Raw genomic sequence first — 26,290 nt, forward strand, 5'->3', positions numbered from 1 at the left:
CTCCGGCGTGCGGGTCGATCGGGTCGAGCGGGGCGATCGACTCGAGCGGGGTCGATCCAGTTCGCTCGAGCTCGATCGAGTCGGCCCTACTCTCGCACGAGGACCACATGCGTGACGCCGGGGGCCTCCGCCGACTCGGTGACCCGGAACTGCGAGAGCCGGCCGTCCTGGCCGTCGAACAGCCGCTCGCCCTCGCCGAGCAGGGTGTGGGCGACCGCGAGGCGGATCTCATCGACGAGGTCGGCCGCGAGCGCCGCCCGCGCCGTCGTCGCGCCGCCCAGGATGACGACGTCACGCTCCCCCGCCACGACCTGGGCCTGACCGACCGCCTGCCGGATCGTCTCGTCGTCGCAGTCGCCCGTGACGAGCGTGAAGGTGCTCCCGCCCTCGACGACGACCGGCTCGCCGGCCCGATGGGTCGGCACGAACACCGGCAGCAGCTCGAAGGTGTCCGGGTCCCACAGCGGGAGACCCACACCGAGCATCCTCCGGCCGAGGACGACCGCGCCCGCGCCCTCGAAGGTCGCCTCCGACGCGCGTCTGTTGGCCTCGTGGTCCTCGCCCATCCACTCGTGGAGGCGCTCGCCACGGATGCCGAGCGGGTGCTCGTCGCTCGTGCCCGGCCCCGCGGCGAGCCCGTCGAGGCTGATCGTGAGGTGGAGCCTGACGCGTCCCACGGCCCGGCCCTCGTCAGCCCTGGGCCGCGGCGCGCGCGGCCTCCTCACGCATCCGCGCCTCGCGCTCCTGGAGCTCGGGCGTGAAGGCGTCGCCGAAGTCCTCGGGCGCGAAGACCTGGCGCAGCTCGAGGGTGAACTCGCCCTCGGCGCAGCTCCGCGGCCAGTTCTTGAGCCACTCGATGGCCTCCTCCTTCGAGGACACCTCGATCATGGTGAAGCCGGCGATGAGCTCCTTCGCCTCGGCGAACGGCCCGTCGGTGACGGTCACCTCGCCGTCGGTGCTGTAGGTCAGGCGGGCACCCTTGCTCGACTCCCGAAGACCCTCGCCGTCGACGAGGACGCCGGCCTTGAGGAGCTCCTCGTTGTAGGCGGTCATGTCCAAGAGCTGCTGCTCGGTGGGCAGCACGCCGGCCTCGGACTCGGGCGTGGCGGGGACGATGATCATGAAGCGCATGGTGGTTCTCCTCGGTCTCGTTCGCGGGGCTCCCTGCCCTGCTCACCTACCCGTCGAACGGGGTTCGCGGTTCTCGACAGGGCTCTATGACCTCTTCCACTCCTTCTCGAACTCGAGGCGCACGGTCGCCTGCGACGGCACGCCCTCGCGGAAGAGGACGTCCGCCCGCGCAGCCTCGGCGAGCGCCACGAGGATCGGGACGAGGCCGTCGTCGTCGACGTGGTGGGTGACCTCGTCGGCGACCGCCTTGACCTCCTCGGGCGCGTTGCCCATCGCGACGCCCCACGCCGCCCAGTGGAGCATCTCGAGGTCGTTGCGCTGGTCGCCCGCAGCCACCGTGTGGTCGGGCTCGACGCCGATGCGGCGCCGGACCTGCTCGAGCGCCGAGGCCTTGGACACGCCCTCGGGATTGATGTCCAGCCAGGCGGACCAGCCGACGGCATACGAGACGCCGTGGAGGCCCGCTCGCTCGACGAGCTCCATGAACTCCTCCGCGGTGGCCTCCGGCTGGCGGAGGGTGACACGGGTGACGGGGTGGGCGATGAGCTCGTCCCAGTCGACCTCGCGGGAGGCGCCCATGAGCTCGCCGTCGGGGAAGTGCTTCGAGACCTTGAACCCGACGCCGAGCTCCTCGACGGCGATGCGCGCGTCGGGCAGGGCGACCCGCATCTTCTCGAGGACCGAGCGCGGGTCGAAGGTCACCGTCTCGATGATCGAGTAGCCCTGGGGGTGCTCCGGGTCGAGCTCGAGCGTGACGGCGCCGTTGGAGCAGATGGCGTGGCCGCGGTCGAGGCCGAGCTGGTCGAGGATCGGGGTCGTCGCGATGATCGAGCGACCGGTGGCGATGACGACCTCGACGTCGTCGGGAAGGGCCCGGACGGCCTCTTCCACGCGCGGCGAGAGCTCGCCCATGTGGTTGAGGGTCGTGCCGTCGAGGTCGAGAGCGAGCAGACGCTTGGCCATGAGGTCACGCTATCCGGCTTGCCCGTATGCCGTCCGAGCCGCCCCCGACGCCGTGCGCGCCCCAGCGCCGGCCCGGTCTCAGGCGAGACGCCCCAGCGCGTCCTCGATCCCGCGGTGGAAGGTCGGGTAGGCGTAGATCATCGACCGGAGCCGTTCGATCGGCACGTGGGCGTGGACGGCGACCGCGAGCGCCCCCATCACCTCGCCCCCGGCCGGTCCCATCGTCGTCGCACCGACGAGGACCCCGCGGTCGGCATCGGAGACAACCTTGATGAAGCCCTCGTTGCCCTTTGCGTGGATCCAGCCGCGGGTCGTCTCCGCGAGCGGGGTCAGCCCGACCTGGACGCTGCTGTAACGCTCCCGGGCCTGCGCCTCGGTCAGCCCGACCGCCCCGACCTCCGGGTCGGTGAAGGTGACGCGCGGGAGGGCCTCGTAGTCGGCAGGTGGGCCGTCCTCGCCGAGGACGTCACGGATGACGACGCCGGCCTGGTACATCGACACGTGCGTGAACGCGCCCTTGCCGGTGATGTCGCCGACGGCCCAGACGCGCGCGGCGCCCTCGTCGTCGGCGTTGCCCGTCACGCGGCAGCGATCGTCGACCGGCGCGGTCCGCGCGTCCTTCGGCACGCCGACGGTGTCGAGCCCGACCGCGGCCGGGTCGGCGTGGCGTCCCGTCGCGACGAGGAGCCGCTCGCCCCGCACGACCGTGCCCCCGGCGAGGTGGACCGCCACGCCGTCGCCGTCTGCGGCGACCCGCTCGGCAGCGGCGCCGACGTGGACCGTGACCCCCTCGGCCTCGAGAACCTGCTTGAGGAGGTCACCCGCCTCGGGCTCCTCGAGGGCGACCAGTCGCGGCGCCGCCTCGATGATCGTCACCTCGACCCCGAACCGGGCCATGACCTGGCCCAGCTCGCACCCGATCGCGCCGCCGCCGAGGACGACGAGCGAGGCGGGCAGCTCGCGGGCCTCGATGATCTCGTGGTTGGTCCAGTGCGGTGTCTCGTCGAGCCCCGGGACCGGGGGGATCGCCGCGCGCGTGCCGGTGTTGACGACGACACCCTGCCGAGCGGCATACCTCGTGCCGTCGACGTCGACGGTGCCGGGGGCGGTGAGGCGGCCGGTGCCACGGACGAACGTCCCGCCCTTGCCCGTGAACCGCTCGACCGCGGCCTTGTCGTTCCAGTCGTCGGTCGCCTCCTCGCGGATGCGCCGCGCGACGACCGACCAGTCGGGCACGACCTCGCCGACCCGCCCCGCCAGGTCGCCGACGCGCCGGGCCTCGGCGAGGGCGTCGGCCGCGCGGACCATCATCTTCGACGGGACGCAGCCCCAGTAGGGACACTCGCCGCCGACGAGGCCGTGGTCGACGCCGAGGACCCGCAGGCCCTTCTCGGCGAGCGTCCCGGCGACGTGCTCACCCCCGGGGCCGAGGCCGATGACGATCAGGTCGAAGGTGGTCGCGTCGTCCGTCATGGACCCACCCTTCCCCGTCCGGGCCGTCGACGGAAGCCCAGCCGCCCGTATGCCGCTCACGCGCCTCTCACTCGGACGCGCGCTCGCGTGTGGGCTCGGGGGTGGGCCCGGGTGTGCGGGAAGTCAAGGTCCAAAGTCCCTGTCGGGCACATTCCGGACCCGAGAGCGTGTGGGCAGAGGAAAGGAGTCGGCCATGCGCACCCACCTTCGACGCCGTCTCACCATCGGCACGGCCATCATCGCGTCGGTCCTGGTCGGCTCCGCGGCCTGCGGCACGCCGTCCGAGCCCACGAGCCCGGCCCGGGGCACGTCGAGCGGCGCGACGGGCGGGGCGAGCGGCGGGTCGACGGGCGTCGCGACCGGACCGGTGAAGCGGCTGTGGAAGGCGGCCTGGAGGAGCGGGGGCGAGGGACCGCCCGACGACGCGAAGGACGTCGTCATCAGCCCCGACGGGCTCACGAGCTACGTCGTCGGCAGCGGCCCGGTCATCGCCTACGCGACGGCCTCCGGCCAGCAGCGGTGGACCGCGGACGACCCTGCCTTCACGCAGGGCCTCGTCTCCGGCGCGGTGAGCGCTGACGGCTCCCTCGTCTTCGTGACCGGGCCGACGACCAAGGCGGACACGGGCGAGAACTACACGACAGTCGCGCTCGACGCGTCGAGCGGCAAGCCGTTGTGGCGCAAGAGCTACACCGGGCCCGGGGCTGGTGCTGACACCCCGGCCGCCATCGTCGCGGCGGGTGACCTCGTCGTCGTCAACGGCACGAGCGCGGGCTCGGGCACGGGCGTCGACTTCGCGACCGTGGCCTACGACGCCAAGACCGGGACCCAGAAGTGGGTGGCCCGGTACGACGGCGCGGCCCACGGGGACGAGGGCTGGTTCCCGAGCGGGATCCACTCCCTGGCGGCGAACCAGGCGGGCTCGATGGTCTACGTGACGGGAGGCAGCCAGGGAGCCGGCGGCGCCGACTACGCGACCGTCGCCTACGAGGCCGCGACGGGCACTCGGAAGTGGGTCGCGACCTACTCCGACCCGAGCAAGGCGAACGACGTGTCCGCCGCTGTGGCGGTCAGCCCCGACGGTGTGACCGTCGTGACGACCGGCGCGAGCGAGTCGAAGACGACGAAGACCGACTCGGCGACCGTCGCCTACAACGCCGCAACCGGCAAGCAGGCGTGGGTCAAGCGCTACAACGGCCCCGCGAGCCAGAACGAGGGCACCGGCGCGATCGCCTTCGCCCCCGATGGCCAGTCGGTCTTCGTGACCGGCACGAGCGAGGGCGCGACGCAGGGCAAGGAGGACTTCATCACGATCGCCTACGGGACGACGGACGGCACGCAGCGCTGGGCGGTCCGGTGGGACGGCAAGAACGGCGGTGACGACAACGCGGCCGATCTCGCCACAGGCCCCGACGGCACGACGCTCGTCGTGACGGGCAAGACAGTCCCCGCTCCGATGCAGGACGAGTACGCAACCGTCGGCTACGACCCCGCCACCGGCAAGGTCCTGTGGACGGCGACCTTCGCGTCACTCTCGGCGAACGAGAGCCGCGCGAGCGAGGCCCACGCCGTGGCCATCAGCAAGGACGGCACGATCGTCGTGACCGGCGTCTCGGGCGTTGGCTACGGGACGGTCGCCTACCGCGCCACGAAGTGACCCGGGGCTGACGCCCCCCAGTCGGCCGCCTCGACGGCTGGCCTCAGGAGGTCGCTCAGGAGGTCAGGCCGAGGACCGCTACGACGACGAGGACGGAGGCCGCGCCGATGCGCAGCACGCGGCGCGGCGGGGAGTCTCGCGGTGGCTCGAGGGCGCCCGCCGCGGCGCGCAGCTCAGGCGCGCGACCCGCCTCGCGGTCGCCCGTCGGCGCCGAGCCCCTCGCCTCCCGGTGCACGTCCATGTCCTCATCCTTCCGGTCATCGACCCGCTCACGGCCCTGTCCGCACAGGGCTCACGACATTGGCGCCGATCGTGGCAGGAGCCTCACCACCTCGCAAGGGGTCGGGCCAGACCCACAACAACTCCGCCCGGGCGAAGGAGCACAAGCCCCCACCGCGGCCTAGACCACAACATCTCCGCCCGGGCGAAGAAGGTGTGGTGGGCGCTGCCCGGTTGGCCCGCCTCACGCTGGGCAGTCGGGCGCGGGCTGCGCGGGGGCGCGGTGGCGGCCCAGCGGCATACGGACCCGGGCGAGGATCCACAGGCGGACGGGCGCCTGGGCGGCGAGGACGCTGCCGAGGATGACGGCCATGGCGACGGCATGGACGGGTCCGAACGACTCCCCGAGGAAGACGACGCCGAGCGCGACGCCGACGACCGGGTTGACGAGGCCGACGATCGAGGCCGACGTCGGACCGAGGAGCGAGAGGCCGCGGAACCAGAGGACGTAGGCGAGGCCGCTACCGATGAGGCCGAGGTAGACGAGCGCGAGGACGGCGGGCAGGTCGAGCGTCGGCGGGCCGCCCTCGACGACGAGCGCGATCGGCAGGAGGACGACCCCACCCGCGACGAGCTGCCACGAGGTGACGGTCACGACGTCGGCGGGCGGGGACCAGCGCTTCGTGAGGACCAAGCCGAACGCCGCGAGGACGACGGCGCCGAACGCACCGGCGAGGCCGAGCGGGTCGACCGCCCGGTCGAGACCGTTGCGCAGGACGAGAAGGGCGACGCCGAACAGCCCGACGAGGCCGGCGACGACCGAGACCCGGGCGGGACGCTCCCCGAGGACGAGCCGGGCCACGCCCATGACGACGAGGGGCGCCACCGCCGTCGCCGTGGCACCGAGGCCGCTCGGGAGCCGGTAGGCGGCGAGGAAGAGGAGGGCGTAGAAGAGGCCGATGTTGAGGCTGCCGAGGACGAGCGAGCGCCACCACCAGCTGCCCTTCGGGAGGCGCCGGATCCAGAGGACCATGAGCAGGCCGACGGGGAGGGCGCGGACGGCGGCCGCGAAGAGGGGCCGGCCCGGGGGCAGCCACTCCTGCGTCACGGCATACGTCGAGCCCCAGATCGCCGCCGGGAGCGCCGTCAGGGCGATGGTCCCCCAGCTCCCACTTTTGTCTTCCATGGAAGGTAAAATACCTTCCGAGGAAGATATATTCCCAGTCATGGACCACGTGCAGCACGTCGTCGACCAGTGGGCGACCGAGCGGCCCGAGCTCGACGCGACCCCGATCCTCGTCATCGGCCGGATCCACCGCCTCGCCATCGCGCTCGACGTCGAGCTGCTCCGGGTCTACAGCGCGCACGGCCTCGGCGACGGCGACTTCGACGTGCTGGCGACGCTCCGACGGTCGGGCGCGCCCTACGAGCTGACGCCGACCGAGCTCGTCGAGCAGACGATGGTCACGTCCGGGGCCGTCTCGAAGCGGGTGGACCGCCTCGAGGGCGCCGGACTCGTCGAGCGGAGGGTCGCCGAAGGTGACCGCCGGAGCCGGATCGTCCGGCTCACGCGCGCCGGGCGCACCCTGATCGACCGGGCCGTGCCTGAGCACCTCGCCAACGAGGCCCGGCTGCTCGCGCCGCTCACCGCAGCCGAACGCGACACCCTCGCCGGACTGCTCGGCAAGCTCGCCGTCTCCCTCGGACTCTAGGCGCGCTCGAGACCGGTCACCCCGTGGGGACGCGATGCCCTCGGGGACTACTCGCCGTCGACCTCGCGGATCGTCTCGCGGACGGTCTGGCTGGGCATCGTCGAGTTGCCGGGACGCACGCGGGTGATGACGCGCTCGCGCCGACCGCGACGGGCGTTCGCGATGAGTGCCCCACCGGCGATCATGAGGATGATGCCGACGACCGGCAGGTTGATGTTCGGGGTGTTGGCGCGGACGGCGAAAGTGAGGATCGCGCCCAGCACCGCGAGGGTGACTCCTGGTCCCATGGCGGGCACCTCCAGCATTCGGTCCAGCGACGGCGGCCGCTGCTCCCCATTCCATACCCGTGAGGCCCTCCAGCGCCACACCCCGGCGCCCTCCGTCCATCCCAGGCGTCGTCACGGTCGCCCCGCCATCAGCCGACAGGCCTACGCTGGGCGGCCATGACCCTCGCGACGGCCCTGCTCCTCGCAGTCGCCGCGCTCATCATCGGCTTCGCCAAGACCGCGATCGGCGGGCTCGCGAGCATCTCCATCGCGATCTTCGCCTTCGTCATGCCGACCCGCGAGTCGACCGGGGCGATCCTCCTGCTCCTCATCATCGGCGACCTCGTCGCCGTCCGGCACTACTGGGGCGATGCCGACCTCGGCCTGCTCAAGCGCCTGATCCCCGCCGTCATCCCCGGGCTCGCCCTCGGCGCGGTCTTCCTCGCCCTCGTCGACGACACGATGCTGCGCCGGTCGATCGGCATCCTCCTGCTCGTCATGGCGGCGCTCCAGCTCGTCCTGCTCTGGCGCGCCCCCGACACGACGCGGATCGCCTCGTCGCACGCGGCGGCGATCGGCACGGGCGTCGCGTCCGGCTTCGCGACGATGACCGCCAACGCCGCCGGTGCGGTCATGACGCTCTACCTCGTCGCCCAGGGCGTCGAGAAGCGCCGCTTCCTCGGCACGGGCGCCCTCTTCTTCTTCGGCGTCAACCTCTGCAAGGTGCCCTTCAGCGTCGGACTCGGCCTCATGGGCCTCGGGACGCTGCGCAACACGGCCCTCCTCGCCCCGCTCGTCCTGCTCGGGGCGTGGATCGGGCTGAGGACCGTGCGCCGGCTCAGCCAGGCCCGCTTCGACCATGCCGTCCTCGCCGCGACGGTCCTCTCGGCGCTCGTCCTCGTCCTGCGCTGAGGCCCTGCGCCGTCCCGACGGCATTCAGGACCGTCAGGAGCCGTCGACCTTGACGATGTCGAACGGACCCGGCGGCAGCCCGAACCGCGCGTTCACGGCATACAGCGTCGTCCCGAAGGAGGCGATCGTCGTCGGGACGGCGAAGTCGGGATCGGTCAGCACGCCCGTCGGCGTCGCCGACGCGTAGTCGGGCGACATGCGCAGCACGACGACCTCGTTGAGCTGGTTGCGCACGACGTAGAGGATCGGGCCGCGCAGGAGTATGCCGTCACCCGCCGTGAGCGACGCGGCCGTCGCGACCGTCGTGGCGACCCCGGTGGCCGGGTCGACCCGGTAGAGCAGGCCGTTCGTGCTGTTGACGACGAGCAGGACCGAGCCGTCGGGCGAGGCCTCGATGCCATTGGCGCTGAAGCCCGGCAGCTGCTGCCAGTCGCCCGTCAGCGGGATCGTCTCGGGGGCGCCCGCGGGAGCGCCGTTGCGAAGGGGCAGCCGGTAGAGCTCCGCCTGCGAGGAGTTGGTGAAGTACGCCGCGTCCCTGGTGACCGTGACGTCGTTGATGAACGACGGGTCGGTGCTCAGCTGGTACGTCGCGACCTCGGCACCCGTGGCCGCGTCGAAGACGTAGGCCTGGCCGGTCGGACCGCCGGCGACGAAGAGCAGGCCGCCCGACTCCTTGAGCCCCACCGCGACCCGGCCCGCACCTCCCGGCACGAGGACCGACCCGAGCCCCGTGCGCAGGTCGCCCTTCCAGACGGCGCCCGACGCGAGGGACCCGGAGTAGACCGTCGTCCCAGTGCCGGAGGCGATGCCCTCGGCCTGCCAGTTGTCGGGGAGCGGGATCAGCTCGGGGAACGGCTCGGCGGCGAGCGCTCCGGTCGGGGCCAGGGCCATGGCTCCCGCCATGACGAGACCGAGGGACGTGGTCAGCACCTTCCGCGTGAGTCTCATCCGTTCACGGTAGGCCCGTGGCCGGGCATCGTCCACGGGTCTGGGCGAGGGGGCGGCGCGCCCCTCACAGCCCGGCCGCGCCCTCACAGCAACGCCCCATGCCCGGGAGGGTACGGGCACAGACCCCGCCCTGACGGTGGACACAGGTGGCACCCCGGCCGCCGACCACCCGAAGGAGCACGAATGAAGACCAACCGAATCGTCACCATCGCCGCGGCGGTCGCCGCTGCAGGAGGCCTCGCGTTCGGCGCGGCCTCCCTCGCGAGCGCCGACCAGAACGGCACGTCGACGTCGAACCCCTCGGCCACCCAGTCCCAGAACGGCGAGTCGCCGCAGGGCCAGGACCAGCGCGGCATGGGCGGTCAGGGCATGGGCAACGGCAACACCGACCCGAGCAAGCCGATGCGGTCGGACGAGAAGCTGCTCACCGGCGACACCCTCGCCAAGGTCACGGCTGCGGTGAAGGTCAAGGAGCCGAACGCGACGATCCAGCGCGTCGAGACCGACTCCGAGGGCGTCTACGAGGCGCACATGGTCCGCGCCGACGGCACCCACATCACCGTCCAGGTCGGTGCCGACTTCGCCGTGACGAACGTCCAGGAGGGCGGGCCGAACGGCTCCGGGATGCCGGGCGGCATGGGATATCAGCCCCAGCAGCCCCAGCAGGGCTCGACCGCCTCGCCGAGCGTCACCGGCTGACCGCGCGCCGCGAGACCGTGTGCCGCCGGGCCGGCCCTCCCCTTCGGCCGCCCGGTGGCACACGCACGCCCGGGCGGAGAAGCTGCGGCCGAACGACCCTCAGACCACACCGAAACGCCGCCGCGGCGGAGAAGCTGCGGCCCGAAGACCTCCTCACCCCCGGAGGGACCCGGCTCTGGCAGGGTGAGCCGGTGCCGACGTACACGTCCTACGACGGAGCCGAGCTCGCCTACCGCGTCGAGGGCTCGGGCGATCCGGTCGTCGTCTCGCCGGGAGGTCCGGCTCGGGACCCCGCCTACCTCGGCGACCTCGGGGGCCTGGGCCCGCTCGCTGCCGAGGTGGGACACCTGCGACCCCGGCGATCAGCGCGGGAACATGCGGGCGGGCACGTTGTACGGGGTGATGACCTCGACGTTGGCCGGCACGGACGTCGGCGCCCCCGGCAGGAGTCCGTGGTGGCGCATGACCTGGGCCATGGCCCGGCGCATGTCGGCCTGGAGGTCGTGGTGGAGCACGGCCGTGAGGGCGCCGGAGCGCAGCAGCTCGACGTTGTCCTCGTCGAGGTCGTGGGCGACGAAGGCCCTCCGTTCCCGGCCCGCGGCATCGAACGCCGCGACGGTTGCCCGGTTGCCGCCCCCGACGGAGTAGACCGCGGTGATCGTCGGGTGGTCCGCGAGGACGCTGCCGACCCGGGCGGCGAGGGTCGCGTCGAGCCCGTCGGTGTCGGTGAGCGAGTGGACCGCCCGTTCGGGCGCGAGCCGCGCCAGCATCCGGGCGAACGACTCGACCCGTTCGCGCTCACCGAAGAAGAGCGACCGGCTCAGCGTAACGAGCGCGTCGCCCGGCCGGTCCCCGAGGGCGACGGTGAGCAGGTAGGCCGCGGTCGCGCCGGCTGCCGCGTTGTCGAGCCCGACGTATGCCGCCCTCCCGCTCCCCCGCACGTCGGTGACGAGCGTGACGACGGGGATCCCCCGGTCCCCGAGCCGGTCGACAGCGGCCGCGACCTCGGGATGGTCGGGCGCCTTGAGGAGCACGCCGTGCGACACCCGGCCGCGCCTGCCGATGCCGTCGAGGACCTCGACCGCGGCGTGGACGTCGGCGCTCTGCCGGAGGTGGAACCGGGCACGCACCACGGCCGGCCTGGCAGCGGGCAGCTCGGCCTCGAGCGCACGCCGCACGGCCCCGCTGAACCGCTCGGGGGCCTGCACGACCACGTCGAGGATGAGAGTCCGGGCGCCGAGCCGTAGCTGGGTCTGCTGGCGGTCGAGGTCGAGCAGGGCCCGCTCCACGGCCCGGACCGCGCGCGGACTGGCCCCGGCGCGCCCGTGCAGGACCCGGTCGACTGTCGCCTCCGAGAGGCCGGACTGCTCGGCGATGTCGCGCACGCGGTGGGAGCGGGCCATGGAGGCAGGGTAGGTCGACATGCGAGGACTGAGGGGTTTCTGAGGTCTTTCACACCTCGCTCGCCGTCACGGCGGGACCCATGCTGGGAGCTGAGACGCGATCACCCGCCCGACAACGACCCGGAGGCTCCCATGACCGCCACCCCAGCACGACCGGGCTCCCGGCCCAGCGCCCCGACCACCGGCTGGCTGACCCGCGAGGACTGCCACCTGGAGGACCTCATCGAGGTGCTGGCCGACGAGACACGGCCGGCCGACTACCCGCATGCGAGCCGGGTCGAGCGGGAGGTGCTCGTCTACGACGCGGCCACCCTGCGGCATACGGCCGCGGACCCGGCGACGCGAAGGGACGTCCAGGCCGAGCTCGCCCGCGCGCTCTCGGAGGGGCCGGGGATCGTCGTCCTCGCCGGCGCGCTCGACCCAGCGGTCGTCGACCGCGCGACCGCGGCGTTCGAGCGGATGATCACGGACCAGCGCGCGACCGGCACCGGGGCCGGGGACCACTTTGCCAAGCCCGGGGCCAACGACCGGGTCTGGAACGCCCTCGAGAAGCTCGCCGTCACCGACCCCGAGACCTTCGTCGCCTACTACGCCAACGACCTGCTCGCACTGGCGGCCACCGCATGGCTCGGCACCGGCTACCAGGTCACCTCGCAGGTCAACGTCGTCAACCCCGGCGGCGAGGGGCAGACCGTGCACCGCGACTACCACCTCGGCTTCCAGTCGGACGAGGTGTGCGCCGGCTACCCCGCTCATGTCCACGCGCTCTCCCAGGCCCTCACGCTGCAGGGGGCGGTCGCCCACGTCGACATGCCGGTCGAGTCGGGGCCGACGCTCTACCTGCCCCACAGCCAGAAGTACGCGCACGGCTACGTGGCCTACCGGCGGCCGGAGTTCCAGGAGTACTTCGTCGCCCACCACGTCCAGCTGCCGCTCGCCAAGGGGGACGCGGTCTTCTTCAACCCCGCCCTTTTCCACGCCGCCGGGACGAACCACTCCGCCGACATCAAGCGCATGGCCAACCTGCTGCAGATCTCCTCCGCCTTCGGCCGGGCCATGGAGACGGTCGACCGGGCCCGCGTCGTCGGCGCGATCTACCCGGCCCTGCAGGCCGCGCGCCCGGGGCTCTCGGAGCAGGAGGTCGCCAACGTCATCGCGGCGAGCGCCGAGGGCTACTCGTTCCCGACGAACCTCGACCGCGACCAGCCGATCGGCGGCCTCGCCCCGCATACCCAGGCCGAGCTCGTCGCCGACGCCCTCCGCGACGGTATGCCGCTGGGCGAGCTCCGCGACCGCCTGACCGCCCGGGACGCGGCCCGCCTCAGCCACTGACCTCCCCGACACCTCCCCGGTCGATGTATCTCCGCGCGCTGGAGCGTGCGGAGATACATCGAACCGCGGGTGATGCACGAGGAGGTCCTTCGACTCTGGCCCGCGCGGCGGCCGGGCGCTGTCCTGAAGGTGACTGGATGCCTGGGCAAGGAGGCCACCATGGACAGCATCGTCTGGCCGATCCTCTGGACAGCCTGTGGCGTGGTGACGATCGTCGCCTCGCTGCTGGCATATCGGAGCACGCGTTGGCGGCACGTCGGGCGCGCCGCGACGGCGGTGCTCTTCCTCATCGGCGGCGCACTCGTGCACGTCATCAACCTCGTGACCGGTGGGGACTACACCTCGTTCGCCGACCCGGCCCACTTCCAGTGGGTGACCGACACGTGGCGTGACGTCGTCGGGCCGAACCAGCTGCTGTTCATCGGGCTGCTGATCGTCTTCGAGGCGACCGTCGGGCTGCTGGTGATCAGCGGCGGGCACCGGACCCAGCTCGGCTACCTGGGCGTCATCGCGTTCTACCTGGCGCTGTGGCTGTTCGGTCCGATCGAGCTCGTGTTCGTCCTCGTGATGCTCGTGCCGATGGTCCTGCTCCTGCGGGCCGAGCGGCACGCGGTGATGACGCCCACCGTCATCGCCGGCTCCGAGGCGAAGGTCACCCGCTGACCTCCTGGGTCCCTCCCACCCTCACCCACGCCCCCACCCCACCACCCCCTCGGGTCGATGTATTTCCGCGCGCTGGAGCGCGCGGAAATACATCGACCCGTGGGCGGTGGGTGGGGCGGAGTGGGACCTTTGCCTCTGCCCACCTGGCCGGCGCGGAATCAGGATCGGGGCATGGCCAACCTCAGAATCCCCCTGCTCGTCGGTGTCGCCGCGGCCGTAGCGGTCGGCGAAGTCACCGTCGCCTTCGAGCGAGACACGGACGCGGCCTGGTCGCGGCTCGACTCCTTGGACAGGAAGGTCGTCACGACCTCGTTCGGCGCCGTGGACTACGCCGAGACGGGAGCGGGTGACCCCGTGCTCGTGAGCCACGGCATCTTCCACGGCTGCGACGGCGGGTTGCTCTCCGTCCGAGACGTCCTGCCCAGGCGCAGGGTCATCGCCCCGTCCCGCTTCGGCTACCTCGGCTCGGCGCTTCCCGCCGGTGCGACCCCGGACGACCAGGCCGACGCCTTCGCCGAGCTGCTCGACCACCTCGACGTCGGTGCCGTGGACGTCGTGGGCATCTCAGCGGGCGCCACCGCCGCACTGGCGTTCGCCCTGCGCCACCCCGGGCGGACCAGACACCTCGTGGTGCTGTCGGGGAACCTGCCGGGCGGACCCACCGCGGTGGCCGCACCGCCCTGGGTGAGGCTGATCTACGCCGAACTGCCGATGTGGGCGATGAAGAGGGCCGCCCGAGCACAGCTCGCCCACCTCATGGGGGTCCCGGCGGGGTTCCCGAAGACGCCAGAGCAGGCGAAGCAGGTGGACGAGATGGTGGAGTCCATCTTCCCGGTGGGCCCTCGTGCCGCAGGGGCGCTGCTCGACGCCTTCAGCTCCAATGCGGCGGTCAATGACCTCCCGATCGACCAGATCGCCGTCCCGACGATCATCATCCATGCCAAGGACGACCCGCTGTGCGCGTTCGCGTCCGCAGAGGATGCGGCCCGACGCATCCCCGGCTGCACCCTGGTCACGCAGGAGTCCGGCGGCCACCTCGGCCTCGGGCAGAGCGAGCAGACCCGCGTCACGCTCGACGCGTTCCTCACAGCCCCGGTGGCTGCCTGACGGTCGACGGCACCTCCCCGGTCGATGTATTTCCGCGCGCTCCAGCGCGCGGAAATACATCGACCCGGGGGTGGGCGGGAGGCCCGGTCGTGCCGCGCACCACGAGGTGGGGGTCGAGGACGACGTCGACGGCCTGGGTGCGCCCGGAGTCGAGCCGTTCGGTCGCGGCCTGGACCGCAGCGACCGCCATGGCCTCCGGCGCCTGGCTCACCGACGTCAGGTCCACGGTCGCGAGCCGGGCGATCGGGCTGTCGTCGTAGCCGACGACGGACATGCCACCGGGCACCTCGACCCCCTCGCGCCGGAGCCGGTCGAGCACGCCGAGGGCCGCCCGGTCGTTGAAGGCGACGAGGGCGGTCGGGCGCTCGCCGGTCTCCGTGGAGAGGACTCGACGTGCCGCATCACCGCCGGCGTCCTCGGTGGAGCCGCCCGGCACGACGAGGACCGCGTCCCCACCGACGAGGCGCCGCACGGCCGAGCGGTAGCCCCTGCGCCGGAGCGCCGAGATCGGACCTCGTGGCCCGTCGACGAAGGCGATCGAGCGGTGCCCCAGGTCGACGAGGTGCGCTACGGCCAACGCGACCCCGGCGTCGTCGGCGGCGCGCACGACATCGACCCCGGCTGCAGCAGCCCTGCGGCCGATGGCGACGACGTGGTGGTCCATGGCCAGGGCCGCGAGCTCCGGGTCGGTGAGCGTCGGACCGAGCAGGAGCAGGGCCTCGCACCGGAAATCGAGCAGGCTCTCGACGGCCCGGCGCTCGTCGCGCGTGCGGGTCAGGGGGCTGATGACGATGTCGTAGCCGCGCTCGTCGGCGGCGGCCTGGATGTCCTCGAGGAGCTCGGCGTGGAAGGCGCTGCTCACGTCCATCGTCACGCCGAGAAGCTTGGTGCGCCGCCGCGCGAGGAGGCTCGCCGTGCGGTCGGGCCGGTAGCCGAGCTCGCGCGCCGCGTCGAGCACGGACTCGCGAGTCGATGCGCTGGGGCCCGGCTGCCCCCGCAGCACGAGGGACACGGACGCGGTCGAAACGCCGGCGCGGGAGGCGACGTCCTCGAGGCGCGGGCGCGAGGGGCGGGACGGCATACGGCTCCTCGGGGTGAGGCAGGGCAACCGGACGGCGCCTGCGGAACGACGGTAACGACACGGACTGGAGGGCGACCACCCCTGGGGCTGACTCCCTGACGGCCTGACGCGAGTTTGTCAGGACAAAGCGTTGACAGGGACAGCTTCTCGGTCCCAGACTCGTTTAAAGCGCTTTAAAAATATCGCGCTACCACCCCGAAGACCACCGACGTTCAGAGAGGCACCTCATGACCACGTCCCCCATCGGCGTCGCCGTCATCGGCGCGGGCATGGCCGGCCGGGCACACTGCGCGGGCTACCGCACCGCCCCGACGCTCTTCGACCCGCCGCTCCCCCCGATCCACTACGCCGCCGTCGTCGACGCGAACGAGGCGGTGGCCAAGGATGCGGCCGGTCGCTACGGCTACGAGCGCTACGGCACCCACTGGCGCGAGCTGCTCGACGCCGACGACGTCCAGGTCGTCAGCGTCGTCGTCGCGAACCACCTGCACCGCGAGATCGTCGAGGCGCTCCTCGCCGCCGGCAAGCACGTCCTCTGCGAGAAGCCGCTCGCGGCGAGCCTCGAGGACGCCCGCGCGATGGTCGCAGCCGCCGACGCCCACCCCGACCTCGTGAGCGGCGTCGGCTTCGTCTACCGGCGTCAGCCCGCTGTCGCCGCGATCCGCGAGCTCGTCCGCGACGAGCTCGGCGAGGTCTCGCACTTCAACGGCCGCTACTGGTGCGACTACGCGCGCAGTGCCGAGACGCCGATGTCATGGCGCTACAAGGGCGGGCCCGGCACGGGGGCGCTGGCCGACATCGGCAGCCACCTCATCGACCTGGCCGAGTTCGTCTGCGGGCCGATGACCTCCGTCAGCGGCGCCTCCTTCGCGACGAAGGTCAAGGAACGCGCCCTTGCTCTCGGGACGACCTACGGCCACGCCAAGGCCGAGCTGAGCGACGTCCGCGAGCCCGTCGAGAACGACGACGTCGCCAGCTTCACAGCGCACTTCGCCTCCGGCGCCGTCGGCACCTTCTCCATCTCGCGCATCGCACCGGGCCACGCGAACTCGCTCGCCTTCGACCTCATGGCCGAGCACGGCGCCGCGAAATGGGACATGGACCGCCCCGCCGAATTCTCCGTCATCCGGCGGCTGCGCGGCGACGGCCTCGACGGCTACAACCAGGTCCTCGCCGGCCCCGCCCACCCCTACGTCAAGGGCGGACTCCCGATGGACTTCCCCGGCTGCTCGTACGGCGTGGGCGACCTCTTCGGCTTCCAGGCCCGCGCGTTCCTCGAGCAGGTCGCCGGCATCGAGGGCCTCCCGCCGGTCGCCGCCCTCGAGGACGGGGTCCGCGACCTGACCGTCATCGACGCGGTGACGCGCTCCGCCCTCGCCGGCGGCGCCTCCATCCGCCTCGACTGAGACACCACCAGTTCGTATGCCGCCCAGCGGGTTTCGTGGCCCAGCCACCCTCCCAGCCCAGCGGCGACAGCAGGACCCGGCTCAGCGGCATACCGCCCGATCGAACCCGACACGACCACTGACACCTGACTCCGGAAGGACACCACCATGTACCTCGGCGCCTACAACGCCTGCCTCGCAGACAAGCCCCTCGGCGAGGCCCTCGACATCATCGCCGGCCTCGGCCTGACGAGTGTCGAGATCAACTCCGGCGGCTTCCTGCCGCCGATCCATCTGCCGGTCAAGGAGATCCGCGAGAGCGAGGCCGCGCGGCAGGAGTACCTCGGCGAGTTCAGCTCGCGTGGCCTGACGCTGACCGCGCTCAACTGCAACGGCAACGCGCTCCACCCCAGGGCCGACTTCCCGCACTCGCAGGCCCTGCTCGACTCGATCGAGCTCGCGGCGCTGCTCGGGGTCAAGCGCGTCGTGACGATGTCCGGGGCCCCGGGCAGTGAGCCGGGAACGACTGTCCCCGTGTGGAGCCCGCTCCCCTGGTGGAGCCCGTTCCTGGACGTCCAGGACCACCAGTGGAGCGTCGCGATCCCCTACTGGAAGGACATCCAGGCCCGCGCCGCCGACGCCGACGTCAAGATCGCGATCGAGATGCACCCGGGCAACATCGTCTTCAACCCGCGCACCATGCACCGCCTCGCGGAGGAGATCAACGCGACGCACGTCGGCGCCGAGATGGACCCGAGCCACCTCTTCTGGCAGGGCATCGACCCCGTCCTCGCCATCGCCGACCTCGGCGAGCTCGTCTTCAACGCGGCGGCCAAGGACACGCGGATCAACGAGGCCGCGAAGGTCAACGGCGTCATCGACGACAGCTTCACGCGGGTCGCCGAAGGCGAGCCGGGCTACCTCCCCCTCGGCGGCGGGACGACCCTCAGCGGCTGGCCGGCGACCCCGTCGTGGGACTTCGTCGCCGTCGGGCGGGGGCACGACACCGCGTACTGGACCGAGTTCCTACGGGCCCTGCACAAGGTCGACCCCGACATGCCGGTCAACATCGAGCACGAGGACCAGGAGCTCGACCAGCTCGAGGGGCTGCGGTTCGCGGCCGAGACGCTGATCGCCGCCGAGAAGGCCCTCTGAGCCATGGGGCCTCAGCCGGGGACTCCAGCGCCGGCCTGACGAAGTCGCTGCGGCACGGGGCAGCTCACGTCGTGCACTGCAGCTTGCGCTGGACCGTGCTGCACGACACGGCACGCGTGGCCTGCGTCGGTGGCGACTGGCTGTCCGTGAGGGTCACCGTGTAGGTCCCGGGCTTCTTGTACGTCGTCGAGACCTGAGATCCGGTGGCTTTGGCGCCGTTGCCGAACGTCCACCTCAGCGGGGCGACTCCGGTGCCGGTGAAGGTGCACGTGCCACGGGTGCACGTGGCGGACGTGATGGTCGCGGGCGACGGGGGCGGGGGTGGCGTCCCGCCCATCCGCGCGGCCACGTCGGCACGGATGGTCGGGAGGGCGGCATACAGGGTGGCGCCCGGGCACGCCGTCGCCAGCCAGTCACGGTGCCCGGAGATGGTTGCGACGTCCTTGGTCACGCCGGTGATGGGGTTGACGTAGTGGACCGTGCCCTGTGGGTCGAGGTGGTGACGCGTCGAGAGGGCGGCCAGCAGCCCGTCGAGGCCGTCGACCGCGGCGGCCGAAGGGGTGGTGTCGCCGGAGCACTCCGACGTCGGCTCGTAGCAGCCAAGGAGCGCGATGCCGATGTTGCCGGCGTTGTAGTTCCCGACGTGGGCGCCGTTGACGATCCGGTCGGTGGTCGTCTCGTGGGCGAAGTCGGCGCCGTCGCCACCGGCGTAGAGGCAGGACGTGCTCGTGTGGCCGGCGTTGCGCCCCTCGTAGACGACTCCGTGACCGTCGACGAGGTACTGGTAGCCGATGTCGGACCACCCGTTGGTCTGCACGTGGTAGCTGTAGATGGCGCGGACGGTCGCGGAGTAGTCCTGGTTCGGGTCGTTGGAGCCCGCGCTGTGATGGACGGTGAGGACCTGCGCCGGGTAGAAGGCCTGGGTGTCGGTCCCCTTGGACCAGCCGCTGATCGACTCATCTGCTCCCCAGTCCGCCCTGGACCTGCACGAGGGAGCGGCATAGGCAGCGTCTGCCGGCCGCTTGGCGACGACCCGGGCCCGGCCGTCCGTCGTGTTGATCGCGGCCGCACGCCAGTTGCGGCCGAGAGCGGGCAGGCCTCGGACCTGGTAGGCGTCGGCGTGGTCCACCGTGATGAGGGCGCCAGTGAACTGACCGGCCGACTGTGCGCCGTCCTGCTCGATCGGCTGCCACGCCGTCCAGGCGCCACCGACGCGGAAACGGGCCTCGCCGTAGGGCGATCGTCCCGTGCCGGCCAGCACGGCGCCCGGGGCCAGGTCGGCCACCACCCCGAAGTACTCGATCGGGAAGGCGGCGCCGACCGGGCCGTCGGACACCGGACGGGTGTCGTTGAGGGTCCGCGGACTCGTCACCGCCGCGGACTGCGGAGCGACGCCGAGCGTGAGGGCAGCGGCGAGGCCGGCGGTGACGGCGACGAAACGTGCGACGAAACGAGCGAGGTGGCGACGTGTGAAGGTCATGGCAGGTCCCCTGTCCTGATGGTGCCGACTCTTCATTCCATGGTTGCGCGCAGCGGTGGCCGCCGCGGAGGAGCCGCCTGAGTGTGGGGTTTCCGACAAGGCCGGAGAGTCGACGATGCGGGTTCGGTCACCCCAGCTCGGTCAGGCGCGCGACCGCGATCCGGCGACCCGCTTTCGCCTCGTAGGGACCGAAGGAGGGATAGGTCGCGACGATGATGTCCCTCCAGGCCGCGTCGGACTCGGCCCCGCGCAGCACCTCGACCGACATCGTCCTCCTGTTGCGGCCGACCTCGACGGTCGCGGTCGAGGCGGCCCGGAGGTTGCGGACCCACTGCGGTTCCTTCGGCTGCCCGCCCGCGGTCGCTGCGAGGTAGTAGGCGCCGTCGCGCTCCACGTACGCCACGGGCACGGTGTGCGGCACCCCGGACTTCCGTCCGGCCACGGTGAGCAGGAGCACGAGGCTGCCGCCCCTCGCCCTGCCGCCGACGCGGCCACCGGTACGCCGGTAGATCCACACGGCCGCCGCGTTGCCAGCCTTCCACAATCGCTGTGCCATCGACGCCATGCCGTCCTCGCTGACTCGCGGAGGTTCTCTCGACGAGTCAACCACGGCTCGACCGGTCCGGGTCGGCGCCGGGCCGCGGGACCCCACTCGCCGCTCGGTCGACAGCCGACTCAGGAGGTCAGGCTGACGTGCAGGTCCCGGCCGAGGATGTCGGCCAGTCGTGCGACCTCCTGCTCGACGGCCTCGTCGGGTAGCCGCCGCTCGTCGTGCCAGGTGATAGTGAGCTCATCGCCCTTCCGCGCCCAGGTTCCACAGACGACGCCGCCGGCGATCAGCGGGTTCGCCTTGCGGGTCATGGCGTCCCGAAGAGGTGGGGGCGTGACCCGGATGTCCTTGGTGCCAGGACCCATCACCCACTGGTCATGCCCCGGAAGGAGCCGCACGGCCTCCGAGGGCCGCGCGGCGGCAAGGGCCTCCACGTCCTCGCGCATGACGTATGCCGCTGTGCCCTCGACGTCGATGCCGACCAGCCGGTCGCCCAGGCCCGAGATCCACCCGTCGAGCCGTTTGCGGCCCGCGCTCAGGCCAGATCCGAGCCAGTAGTGGAGATGCTCGGGTGTGGCCGGACCGTAGGTCCCCAGATAGGCCGTGACGGCGCGCGGGCCCGCGTCGTCGAGGTCGGGGATGCCCGACCACAGGGGGTTGCTGTCGAGGCGTTGAAAGGTGTGCTGTCCGTCGCGAGGTGGACCGAAGCTGATGTCCCCTTGCCACGTCAAGGGCTTGATCAGGGTGCCCGCGCCATCGTCGAAGACCGGTTTCAGGTGGCGGTAGGCGCGGCGCCTGGTCAGGACCGCGCCGAGCTCGGCGATGGTCAACGGACCGTCGCTCAGCGCGTCGCGCACCGCTGCCCGGAAGTCTGGCCAGTCCTCAGGGCGCAGCCGGTAGTACTCCACCCAGCTCGGCAGCTCCCACTGCCGTCCCGCCGATCGAAGCGCGAGGTAGATCCCGCCGTCCTCGGGCGAGAGGTAGTGCATCGACCCGCGGAACGCGAACGCCTTGATCACCGTCCCGTCTTCCAGGGCGCGCGCGAGATCGCCGGGACGCGACGCCGTGCTCCGGGTCCTCACGGCGAGTTCAGCGAGCGACTCGTCCATCGACAGCACCGCACCGAGCCGGCGTACGACCTCGGCCGCGGACCCCGGCCCGACCGGGTCGATCAGGTGTCGCTCCATGCGCCACGACAGTGCTTGCCTCCACGTGACCGTGGCCTCGATCGCGGTGGTCATGCGCAGCATGGTGTCACCGCTTCTGGAGGAAGAGGGCCGTTGAGCGTTCCGCAGGCAACGCGAGGCTGCGGCCACGTCGCGTCGGCTAGCCTGCCGCCATGGCGAGCGCCGAGCTGGACGAGCTGGTCGTCGCGGACGCCGAGGCCCTGCGAGCGTGGTTGTCGGCCAACCACGCCACGTCGCCCGGAGTCTGGCTGGCCCTGACCAAGAAGGACGGCCTAGTCACCACGCTGACCTGGCAGCAGGCGGTCGACGAGGCCTTGTGCTTCGGCTGGATCGACGGGCAGACCCGGAAACGGGATCAGGAGACCTCCTGGATCCGGTTCACCCCTCGTAGAGCCCGCAGCGCCTGGTCACAACGCAACATCGCCAACGTGGCCCGGCTGGAAGCACAGGGCCGCATGCTGCCCCCAGGCCGCGCCGCGGTAGACGCCGCGAAAGCGGACGGGCGGTGGGCGGCGGCCTACGCCCCGCCGTCAGAGGCCGAGGCACCGGCCGACCTCCTCGCCGCCATCGCCGCCGTCCCAGCCGCCCAAGCCATGTTCGACATCCTCACCAAGACCAACCGGTTCGCTCTCATCTACCGCGTCAACGCGGTCAAACGGGCAGAGACCCGCGAGCGGAAGATCGGGGAGTTCGTCGCCATGCTGGCCCGCCACGAGACGATCCACCCACAGAAGGCAAAGCCTCCGAGCTCGCCGTAGCCAGCCGGCGCGTGTCGCTGTCCCCAGGTCGGTCAGAAGGGGCTCGCCGCGCGGCGTGCGACCGCAACTGCTCCCCGCCGTGGTGTCCGGGTTGGACACTTGCTGCATGGTCGAGGTGGACCCGGAGCGGTTCGAGGCGATGGTGACCGAGGCGCTCGACGGCATACCCGGAGAGCTTGGCGAACTCATGAGCAACGTGGCCGTCACGGTGCACCACGACCGTGGCCCGGCGGGCCTCTTGGGGCTCTACCAGGGCGTGCCCCTGACGCGTCGGTCGGCGTTCTACGCCGGCGTCCTGCCTGACCGGATCACGATCTACCGGCGTGCCATCTGCGCCCTGTGCGACAGCGACTCCGAGGTGGTCGAGCAGGTTCGGCGGACGGTCATTCACGAGGTGGGACATCACTTCGGGATCAGCGACGCGCGCCTGCGCGAGCTCGGTTGGTGAGTCGGCGGCTTCCCGCCGTCACCGAGCGGATCGAACCGAATGCCGATAACGTCCGGCAGTGCCAGGGAGATCCGCGTGGTTTCGTCCTGGCTGTCTCCTTCCGGCTCAGCGCAGACGAGCGAGATCCCTTCGGATGTAGCGCAGGTGCGCCCACTCCTCCTCCAGGATCACGCGAAGGCAGTCACCGACGGTCGGCCGCCAGTCACCGCCCCACGGGTCTTCGCGTTGCTCCGCGAGCAGCTCCGCCGTGGCTGTGGCCAGGAAGTCCGTCACCATTTGCTGTCGGTCGGCACGCACCGCGAGGATCTCCTCGTAGACCGGCGGGTCCACGCGGAAGATCGACATGTCGAAGCCCATCTCTTCGGCCCCGGTGAAGATCTGGCCGATCTCGTGGAACGGCTGCTGCATCCGCAGGATCCCGCCGCGCAGCCAGGCGTCGGTCGCCAGGATGAGGTGCCGCAGGGTCTGGGCCAGGGACCACTCGTCCTCGACGTGGGCGTCCACCAGGCCCGGCGGCGTGTCCGTCACCGTGGCCTGCCACGCAGACTGCACTGCGACCCACCCCTCGCGCAGGCCCTCGGGCGTCTGCGCCTTCTGCAGCGCGCGGCCCGGGAACTGCCGGTTGAGCTCGGCATCGACGAGCGGCACCACGTCGACCCCGTTGACGAAGAGGCTGCCGAAGAACAAGTCATGGCTGTCGATGTCGAGTCCGCCCACATCGACGCTGCGCATCGTCACACCGCTGACATCGGAGAATCGCACGGTGGCGCCCTTGAAGCTCGCCTTGACGAAGGTCGCGCCTTCGAACTCCTTGGTGCTGGAATAGGTCGTCATCCCGTCATCATCACCGCTGCCGGGGACAAGCGCGCCTCGTGCGACCGCGCCCACAACGCAATGCGGTCGCCAATCGCGAGAACGTCTGGAACGGCCGCCCGATCTCCTTGATCGTCCCAGCGGAGCCGCTTGACGTCCTTGGCGGCAAGGCCGTCCCGCTCATCGAGCTGATCCCGCCCGTTCACCAGCGCGTCTACAAGATGGGGTTGGAGCACCTCGGCGTCGTGGTCGGCGACCCCTTCGACACGTTCGTCGAAGCCCACAAGCCCGTCCTCACCGGACAGCAGTTCCAGGGCCCGCACAGCACACCGGACCCCGTCTACATCTTGTTCGAGGACTTCACTCACGTGAAGTTCTATCGACTCTCACTGAGGGAGTCCGTCGAGCTTGATGCCGGCCCGTTCGCCGACGGGTTCCATCACGTTGACCCCTGGGTGCCCCAGCGCCTGGTCACCGCGACCGGTCCGAATCCTCTGCCCCGCTGAGCGACCCGGGGAATGCCGCGCGACCGCCACATATCCAGCGCGCGCACTCGGAGCCCGCTCGCTGGGCACCTTCTACTGACCGCGCAGCCGTTCGACGATCGGTGCGGCGGAGTCGATGTCCTCTTCCCAGAACGTCCAGTGGCTGATGCCCCAGCGGTCCCGTCGCGCGAGGATCTCGTCCACGACGCGGGCTCTGTCTCCGACCAGGTAGTAGGGGCTGGTCGCGGCAATCTCTCGGGAGGTCCAGTCCTCGAGGGGTATCTCGTCGCTGGACCGGTGGAGGCCGAAGACGAGAGCCGCTCGCTCGGGCGGTGTTGTGGTTCGCTGCTGCAGCGCCGCTTCCAGCACGCTGATCTTGTGGTCGAAGGCGCTCCGGGAGAACTCCGTCGGATCGAGGCCCCCTCTCGGAAGGGACTTCGGAACGAACGCCACGGTGTCCGCCCACCGGGCCGCCAGTCGCGTCATCCGCGGACCTCCGCCACCGAGAAGGAGGGGGATCGGTCGTTGCGCGGGCTCGACAAGCAGCTCACAGCCGTTCAGCTGGTAATGGTCGCCGGCCCAGTCCAGCTTCTCGCCGAGGTGGAGTCGACGGACGATCTCAACGGCTTCCTCGTACCGGGAAGCGCGCACGGGGCCCTCGTCGAAGGGAATGCCGACCATCTCGTACTCCGAGCGGGACCACCCGGCGCCGATACCGAGCTCCATCCGGCCACCGGACATGCGGTCGATCTCGGCAGCCTCACGAGCCAGAAGCACCGGGTGCCGGAAGTCGTTGTCATAGACGTAGGAGCCGACCCGCAACGTTGTCGTCACGGCTGCTGCGGCTGCGAGTCGCGGGGTGCACACGGTGGAGTTACCGAAGTGGTCAGCGACCTGCAGCACGTCGAACCCGAGATCCTCCACCTTTCGTGCGTAGGAGGTCCACGCGGTCTTCGACTCCTCGGTTCCGCTCGTTGTCACCAGGCCAAATCGAAATGGTCGCGACGTGTCCGCGAGGGTCATGGCTCGAGGGTATTCCGCGCGAGCGGGTGGCAGAGCCTTCCTGGCAACGGTGACGCCCCGAACGCCCCACGCCCGCGCCTCACGGGAGCAGGGAGGCGGCCTTGATCTCGAGCCAGTCGTCGTAGGGTCGCCGGCCTGCGGTCCACGAGAGGGCGACCTGAGCATCAGTGGAGTCGATGCCGAGGTAGTCGCCCATGAACGAGCCTTGTGGGATCGAGGCGTCCACGACCTGCCGCGTCATCGTGCTGCCGCCGGGAGGGATCTGCCCGTACACGGCGTCGAGTGTTGCGGTGGAGCGGGTGTAGTCGTAGTAGACGACGTCGATACGGCCGTTCGGGGCGACCGACATCCACGGCATGACCTGGTCGGCCTCGTCGTTCGTCAGGTTCGTCTGGCTCGGGAACGACTCACCGTGGTCGGTGGACTTGGCGAGGTAGATGTCGAGGTTCCCGGTCGCGTAGTCACCGGTCATCAGGTCGACCGTTCCGTCTGCCTCGACGCCGATCGACGCCTGCATCGAGGTCCGCCACAATTCATTGGGAAGGGTTTCGGGTGCGGGCACCAGGTCGCGCACCTTGACGCTGCGGGTGAACCTCGCCTCACCGGGGCGCAGCTGGCTGACCACGACCGCCTGCTCGCTGTAGATCGAGATGTCGTTCCAGATCCCGGCGGTGGCGTAGATGGTGCCGTCGGGGGCGCCGGCCAGCGACACGTCGAACCGCCACGGCGCGTCGGCCCGGTAGTCGGCCGCGATCTCGTACGGCCCCTGGTAGGTCAGCCCGCCGTCGGCGGACACCAGCGCGTAGGAGCGGGCGTAGCTGTTCTTCGTGCCGAGGAACACGGTGTAGGCGAGCAGGACCCGGTCGCCGTACCGGTCGATCGTCAGCATCGGGTGGTCGTGCAGGTGGCCGACCTTCTTGCCTCTCGCGAGTTCGACTGCGGGCTCCCACGTCTGCCCGCCGTCGGTGGAGCGGCTCGTGTACAGGGCGCTCGGCGCCAGCCCGGGCCCCCACGCGTCGCAGGCGACGACCGCCGTCCCGTCGTTGAGGAACCCCACGGACGGGTCACCGGCAAACGCGAAGTCGGGGTTGCCCTCCGCTGCGTTTAGCCCGTGGATCCAGCTGACCTGCCAGGTCTGGCCGCCGTCCATCGAGTAGCCCACCCCGCAGGACTTCGCTCCCGAATCGCCCCAGGCGGCAATGAGGTTCGCCGGGTTGACCGGGTTGATCGCGATGTCCGTCTCGGCGTCACGGTTCAGGTCGTTGGTGACGAAGCCGTTCGACACGACCGTGGAGGCCACGGACGGGGACACCCCTGCAACGACGACCAGGGCCAGACACGCAACACCAGCGACAACGATGGCTCGCTTACGCACCGCTACCTCCTCGAGCGACACGGGCCGGCACACGCAGGTCCGCCTCGACGTTACGCCGGGCGCAG

General features: G+C 71.3%; 28 protein-coding genes. 12 read left to right on the forward strand and 16 right to left on the reverse strand.

Features of this window, described 5'->3' with window-relative positions; genetic code table 11:
- Nucleotides 1–86: 86 nt before the first annotated feature.
- From N865_RS07760 to N865_RS07775, 4 genes are all read right to left on the reverse strand, one after another.
- Entirely contained in the window at nucleotides 87–677 is a 591-nt protein-coding gene (locus N865_RS07760; RefSeq protein ID WP_034803697.1) for a dihydrofolate reductase family protein, read from the reverse strand.
- 13 nt (nucleotides 678–690) lie between these two features.
- Nucleotides 691–1,131, reverse strand: a complete 441-nt coding sequence (locus N865_RS07765) for a YciI family protein (protein ID WP_034803699.1) — start codon at nucleotides 1,129–1,131, stop codon at nucleotides 691–693.
- Nucleotides 1,132–1,215: 84 nt separating this feature from the next.
- Nucleotides 1,216–2,094: an HAD family hydrolase gene (locus N865_RS07770; protein WP_034803701.1), complete on the reverse strand. Its 879-nt coding sequence runs from the start codon at nucleotides 2,092–2,094 to the stop codon at nucleotides 1,216–1,218.
- A gap of 78 nt (nucleotides 2,095–2,172) precedes the next feature.
- A complete protein-coding gene (locus tag N865_RS07775; RefSeq protein WP_034803703.1) occupies nucleotides 2,173–3,567 on the reverse strand; it encodes a dihydrolipoyl dehydrogenase family protein in 1,395 nt (464 codons plus the stop codon).
- Between the two features lie 193 nt (nucleotides 3,568–3,760).
- Between N865_RS07775 and N865_RS07780 the strand changes: the two genes are divergently transcribed.
- Nucleotides 3,761–5,224 carry an outer membrane protein assembly factor BamB family protein gene (locus tag N865_RS07780; protein WP_034803705.1) on the forward strand — a complete coding sequence of 488 codons (1,464 nt, stop codon included), beginning with the start codon at nucleotides 3,761–3,763 and terminating at the stop codon, nucleotides 5,222–5,224.
- A gap of 55 nt (nucleotides 5,225–5,279) precedes the next feature.
- Here N865_RS07780 and N865_RS07785 read toward each other — a convergent pair whose 3' ends face one another.
- Together N865_RS07785 and N865_RS07790 are read right to left on the reverse strand one after the other, a co-directional pair.
- Nucleotides 5,280–5,465, reverse strand: coding sequence for a hypothetical protein (locus tag N865_RS07785; protein WP_034803707.1), 186 nt, complete (start codon nucleotides 5,463–5,465; stop codon nucleotides 5,280–5,282).
- Between the two features lie 222 nt (nucleotides 5,466–5,687).
- The gene (locus N865_RS07790; protein ID WP_084328051.1) at nucleotides 5,688–6,629 is read right to left on the reverse strand and encodes an EamA family transporter; all 942 of its coding nucleotides are present in this window, start codon (nucleotides 6,627–6,629) and stop codon (nucleotides 5,688–5,690) included.
- A 40-nt stretch (nucleotides 6,630–6,669) separates the two neighbouring features.
- On the opposite strand from N865_RS07790, the gene N865_RS07795 reads away from it, so the two are divergent.
- Nucleotides 6,670–7,155, forward strand: a complete 486-nt coding sequence (locus N865_RS07795; RefSeq protein ID WP_034803709.1) for a MarR family winged helix-turn-helix transcriptional regulator — start codon at nucleotides 6,670–6,672, stop codon at nucleotides 7,153–7,155.
- A 47-nt stretch (nucleotides 7,156–7,202) separates the two neighbouring features.
- Here N865_RS07795 and N865_RS07800 read toward each other — a convergent pair whose 3' ends face one another.
- Complete coding sequence (locus N865_RS07800) at nucleotides 7,203–7,442, reverse strand: hypothetical protein (protein ID WP_157557609.1); 240 nt, start codon at nucleotides 7,440–7,442, stop codon at nucleotides 7,203–7,205.
- Nucleotides 7,443–7,598: 156 nt separating this feature from the next.
- Here N865_RS07800 and N865_RS07805 point away from each other — a divergent pair, with 156 nt between their 5' ends.
- Nucleotides 7,599–8,333: a sulfite exporter TauE/SafE family protein gene (locus N865_RS07805; protein WP_034803716.1), complete on the forward strand. Its 735-nt coding sequence runs from the start codon at nucleotides 7,599–7,601 to the stop codon at nucleotides 8,331–8,333.
- A gap of 33 nt (nucleotides 8,334–8,366) precedes the next feature.
- Here the strand turns inward: N865_RS07805 and N865_RS07810 are convergent, their stop codons facing one another.
- Nucleotides 8,367–9,281 (reverse strand): SMP-30/gluconolactonase/LRE family protein, encoded by a 915-nt coding sequence (locus N865_RS07810; RefSeq protein ID WP_034803719.1) that lies wholly within the window; start codon nucleotides 9,279–9,281, stop codon nucleotides 8,367–8,369.
- Nucleotides 9,282–9,464: 183 nt separating this feature from the next.
- On the opposite strand from N865_RS07810, the gene N865_RS07815 reads away from it, so the two are divergent.
- Nucleotides 9,465–9,980, forward strand: coding sequence for a hypothetical protein (locus tag N865_RS07815; RefSeq protein ID WP_051510329.1), 516 nt, complete (start codon nucleotides 9,465–9,467; stop codon nucleotides 9,978–9,980).
- A 362-nt stretch (nucleotides 9,981–10,342) separates the two neighbouring features.
- Here the strand turns inward: N865_RS07815 and N865_RS07820 are convergent, their stop codons facing one another.
- The gene (locus N865_RS07820) at nucleotides 10,343–11,383 is read right to left on the reverse strand and encodes a LacI family DNA-binding transcriptional regulator (RefSeq protein ID WP_034803883.1); all 1,041 of its coding nucleotides are present in this window, start codon (nucleotides 11,381–11,383) and stop codon (nucleotides 10,343–10,345) included.
- A 132-nt stretch (nucleotides 11,384–11,515) separates the two neighbouring features.
- Between N865_RS07820 and N865_RS07825 the strand changes: the two genes are divergently transcribed.
- The 3 genes from N865_RS07825 to N865_RS07835 all read left to right on the forward strand — a co-directional run bounded on the left by N865_RS07825 (nucleotide 11,516) and on the right by N865_RS07835 (nucleotide 14,485).
- Complete coding sequence (locus N865_RS07825; protein ID WP_034803722.1) at nucleotides 11,516–12,715, forward strand: phytanoyl-CoA dioxygenase family protein; 1,200 nt, start codon at nucleotides 11,516–11,518, stop codon at nucleotides 12,713–12,715.
- 159 nt (nucleotides 12,716–12,874) lie between these two features.
- Complete coding sequence (locus N865_RS07830; RefSeq protein WP_034803726.1) at nucleotides 12,875–13,378, forward strand: hypothetical protein; 504 nt, start codon at nucleotides 12,875–12,877, stop codon at nucleotides 13,376–13,378.
- Between the two features lie 171 nt (nucleotides 13,379–13,549).
- The gene (locus N865_RS07835; RefSeq protein ID WP_034803729.1) at nucleotides 13,550–14,485 is read left to right on the forward strand and encodes an alpha/beta fold hydrolase; all 936 of its coding nucleotides are present in this window, start codon (nucleotides 13,550–13,552) and stop codon (nucleotides 14,483–14,485) included.
- Here the strand turns inward: N865_RS07835 and N865_RS07840 are convergent.
- Nucleotides 14,463–15,566 carry a LacI family DNA-binding transcriptional regulator gene (locus N865_RS07840; RefSeq protein WP_084328052.1) on the reverse strand — a complete coding sequence of 368 codons (1,104 nt, stop codon included), beginning with the start codon at nucleotides 15,564–15,566 and terminating at the stop codon, nucleotides 14,463–14,465. The two genes, N865_RS07835 and N865_RS07840, sit on opposite strands and share 23 nt — an antisense overlap.
- A 227-nt stretch (nucleotides 15,567–15,793) precedes the next feature.
- Between N865_RS07840 and N865_RS07845 the strand changes: the two genes are divergently transcribed.
- Entirely contained in the window at nucleotides 15,794–16,972 is a 1,179-nt protein-coding gene (locus tag N865_RS07845; RefSeq protein ID WP_034803732.1) for a Gfo/Idh/MocA family protein, read from the forward strand.
- A 147-nt stretch (nucleotides 16,973–17,119) separates the two neighbouring features.
- Nucleotides 17,120–18,106 (forward strand): sugar phosphate isomerase/epimerase family protein, encoded by a 987-nt coding sequence (locus N865_RS07850; RefSeq protein ID WP_034803735.1) that lies wholly within the window; start codon nucleotides 17,120–17,122, stop codon nucleotides 18,104–18,106.
- A gap of 64 nt (nucleotides 18,107–18,170) precedes the next feature.
- Here the strand turns inward: N865_RS07850 and N865_RS21680 are convergent, their stop codons facing one another.
- The 3 genes from N865_RS21680 to N865_RS07865 all read right to left on the reverse strand — a co-directional run bounded on the left by N865_RS21680 (nucleotide 18,171) and on the right by N865_RS07865 (nucleotide 21,377).
- Nucleotides 18,171–19,586 (reverse strand): N-acetylmuramoyl-L-alanine amidase, encoded by a 1,416-nt coding sequence (locus N865_RS21680; protein WP_051510330.1) that lies wholly within the window; start codon nucleotides 19,584–19,586, stop codon nucleotides 18,171–18,173.
- 127 nt (nucleotides 19,587–19,713) lie between these two features.
- Entirely contained in the window at nucleotides 19,714–20,142 is a 429-nt protein-coding gene (locus N865_RS07860) for a nitroreductase/quinone reductase family protein (protein ID WP_169735717.1), read from the reverse strand.
- A 119-nt stretch (nucleotides 20,143–20,261) separates the two neighbouring features.
- Complete coding sequence (locus tag N865_RS07865) at nucleotides 20,262–21,377, reverse strand: DNA glycosylase AlkZ-like family protein (protein ID WP_034803893.1); 1,116 nt, start codon at nucleotides 21,375–21,377, stop codon at nucleotides 20,262–20,264.
- 98 nt (nucleotides 21,378–21,475) lie between these two features.
- On the opposite strand from N865_RS07865, the gene N865_RS07870 reads away from it, so the two are divergent.
- Together N865_RS07870 and N865_RS07875 are read left to right on the forward strand one after the other, a co-directional pair.
- Nucleotides 21,476–22,081 carry a YdeI/OmpD-associated family protein gene (locus N865_RS07870; protein ID WP_034803738.1) on the forward strand — a complete coding sequence of 202 codons (606 nt, stop codon included), beginning with the start codon at nucleotides 21,476–21,478 and terminating at the stop codon, nucleotides 22,079–22,081.
- Nucleotides 22,082–22,187: 106 nt separating this feature from the next.
- On the forward strand, nucleotides 22,188–22,529 hold the full coding sequence (locus N865_RS07875) for a metallopeptidase family protein (RefSeq protein ID WP_034803741.1): 342 nt from the start codon (nucleotides 22,188–22,190) through the stop codon (nucleotides 22,527–22,529).
- Between the two features lie 105 nt (nucleotides 22,530–22,634).
- Here the strand turns inward: N865_RS07875 and N865_RS07880 are convergent, their stop codons facing one another.
- Nucleotides 22,635–23,417, reverse strand: a complete 783-nt coding sequence (locus N865_RS07880) for a DinB family protein (RefSeq protein ID WP_245603704.1) — start codon at nucleotides 23,415–23,417, stop codon at nucleotides 22,635–22,637.
- Between N865_RS07880 and N865_RS07885 the strand changes: the two genes are divergently transcribed.
- Nucleotides 23,402–23,848 (forward strand): VOC family protein, encoded by a 447-nt coding sequence (locus N865_RS07885; RefSeq protein WP_157557610.1) that lies wholly within the window; start codon nucleotides 23,402–23,404, stop codon nucleotides 23,846–23,848. The genes N865_RS07880 and N865_RS07885 overlap by 16 nt on opposite strands.
- 72 nt (nucleotides 23,849–23,920) lie before the next feature.
- Here N865_RS07885 and N865_RS21685 read toward each other — a convergent pair whose 3' ends face one another.
- Together N865_RS21685 and N865_RS07895 are read right to left on the reverse strand one after the other, a co-directional pair.
- Nucleotides 23,921–25,015 (reverse strand): TIGR03621 family F420-dependent LLM class oxidoreductase, encoded by a 1,095-nt coding sequence (locus N865_RS21685; RefSeq protein WP_084328054.1) that lies wholly within the window; start codon nucleotides 25,013–25,015, stop codon nucleotides 23,921–23,923.
- The gene (locus N865_RS07895; RefSeq protein WP_157557611.1) at nucleotides 24,930–26,225 is read right to left on the reverse strand and encodes a sialidase family protein; all 1,296 of its coding nucleotides are present in this window, start codon (nucleotides 26,223–26,225) and stop codon (nucleotides 24,930–24,932) included. The genes N865_RS21685 and N865_RS07895 overlap by 86 nt, the downstream gene beginning before the upstream one ends.
- Between the last annotated feature and the right edge of the window lie 65 nt (nucleotides 26,226–26,290).

It is taken from the genome of Intrasporangium oryzae NRRL B-24470, assembly GCF_000576595.1.
GTDB lineage: Bacteria > Actinomycetota > Actinomycetes > Actinomycetales > Dermatophilaceae > Intrasporangium_C > Intrasporangium_C oryzae.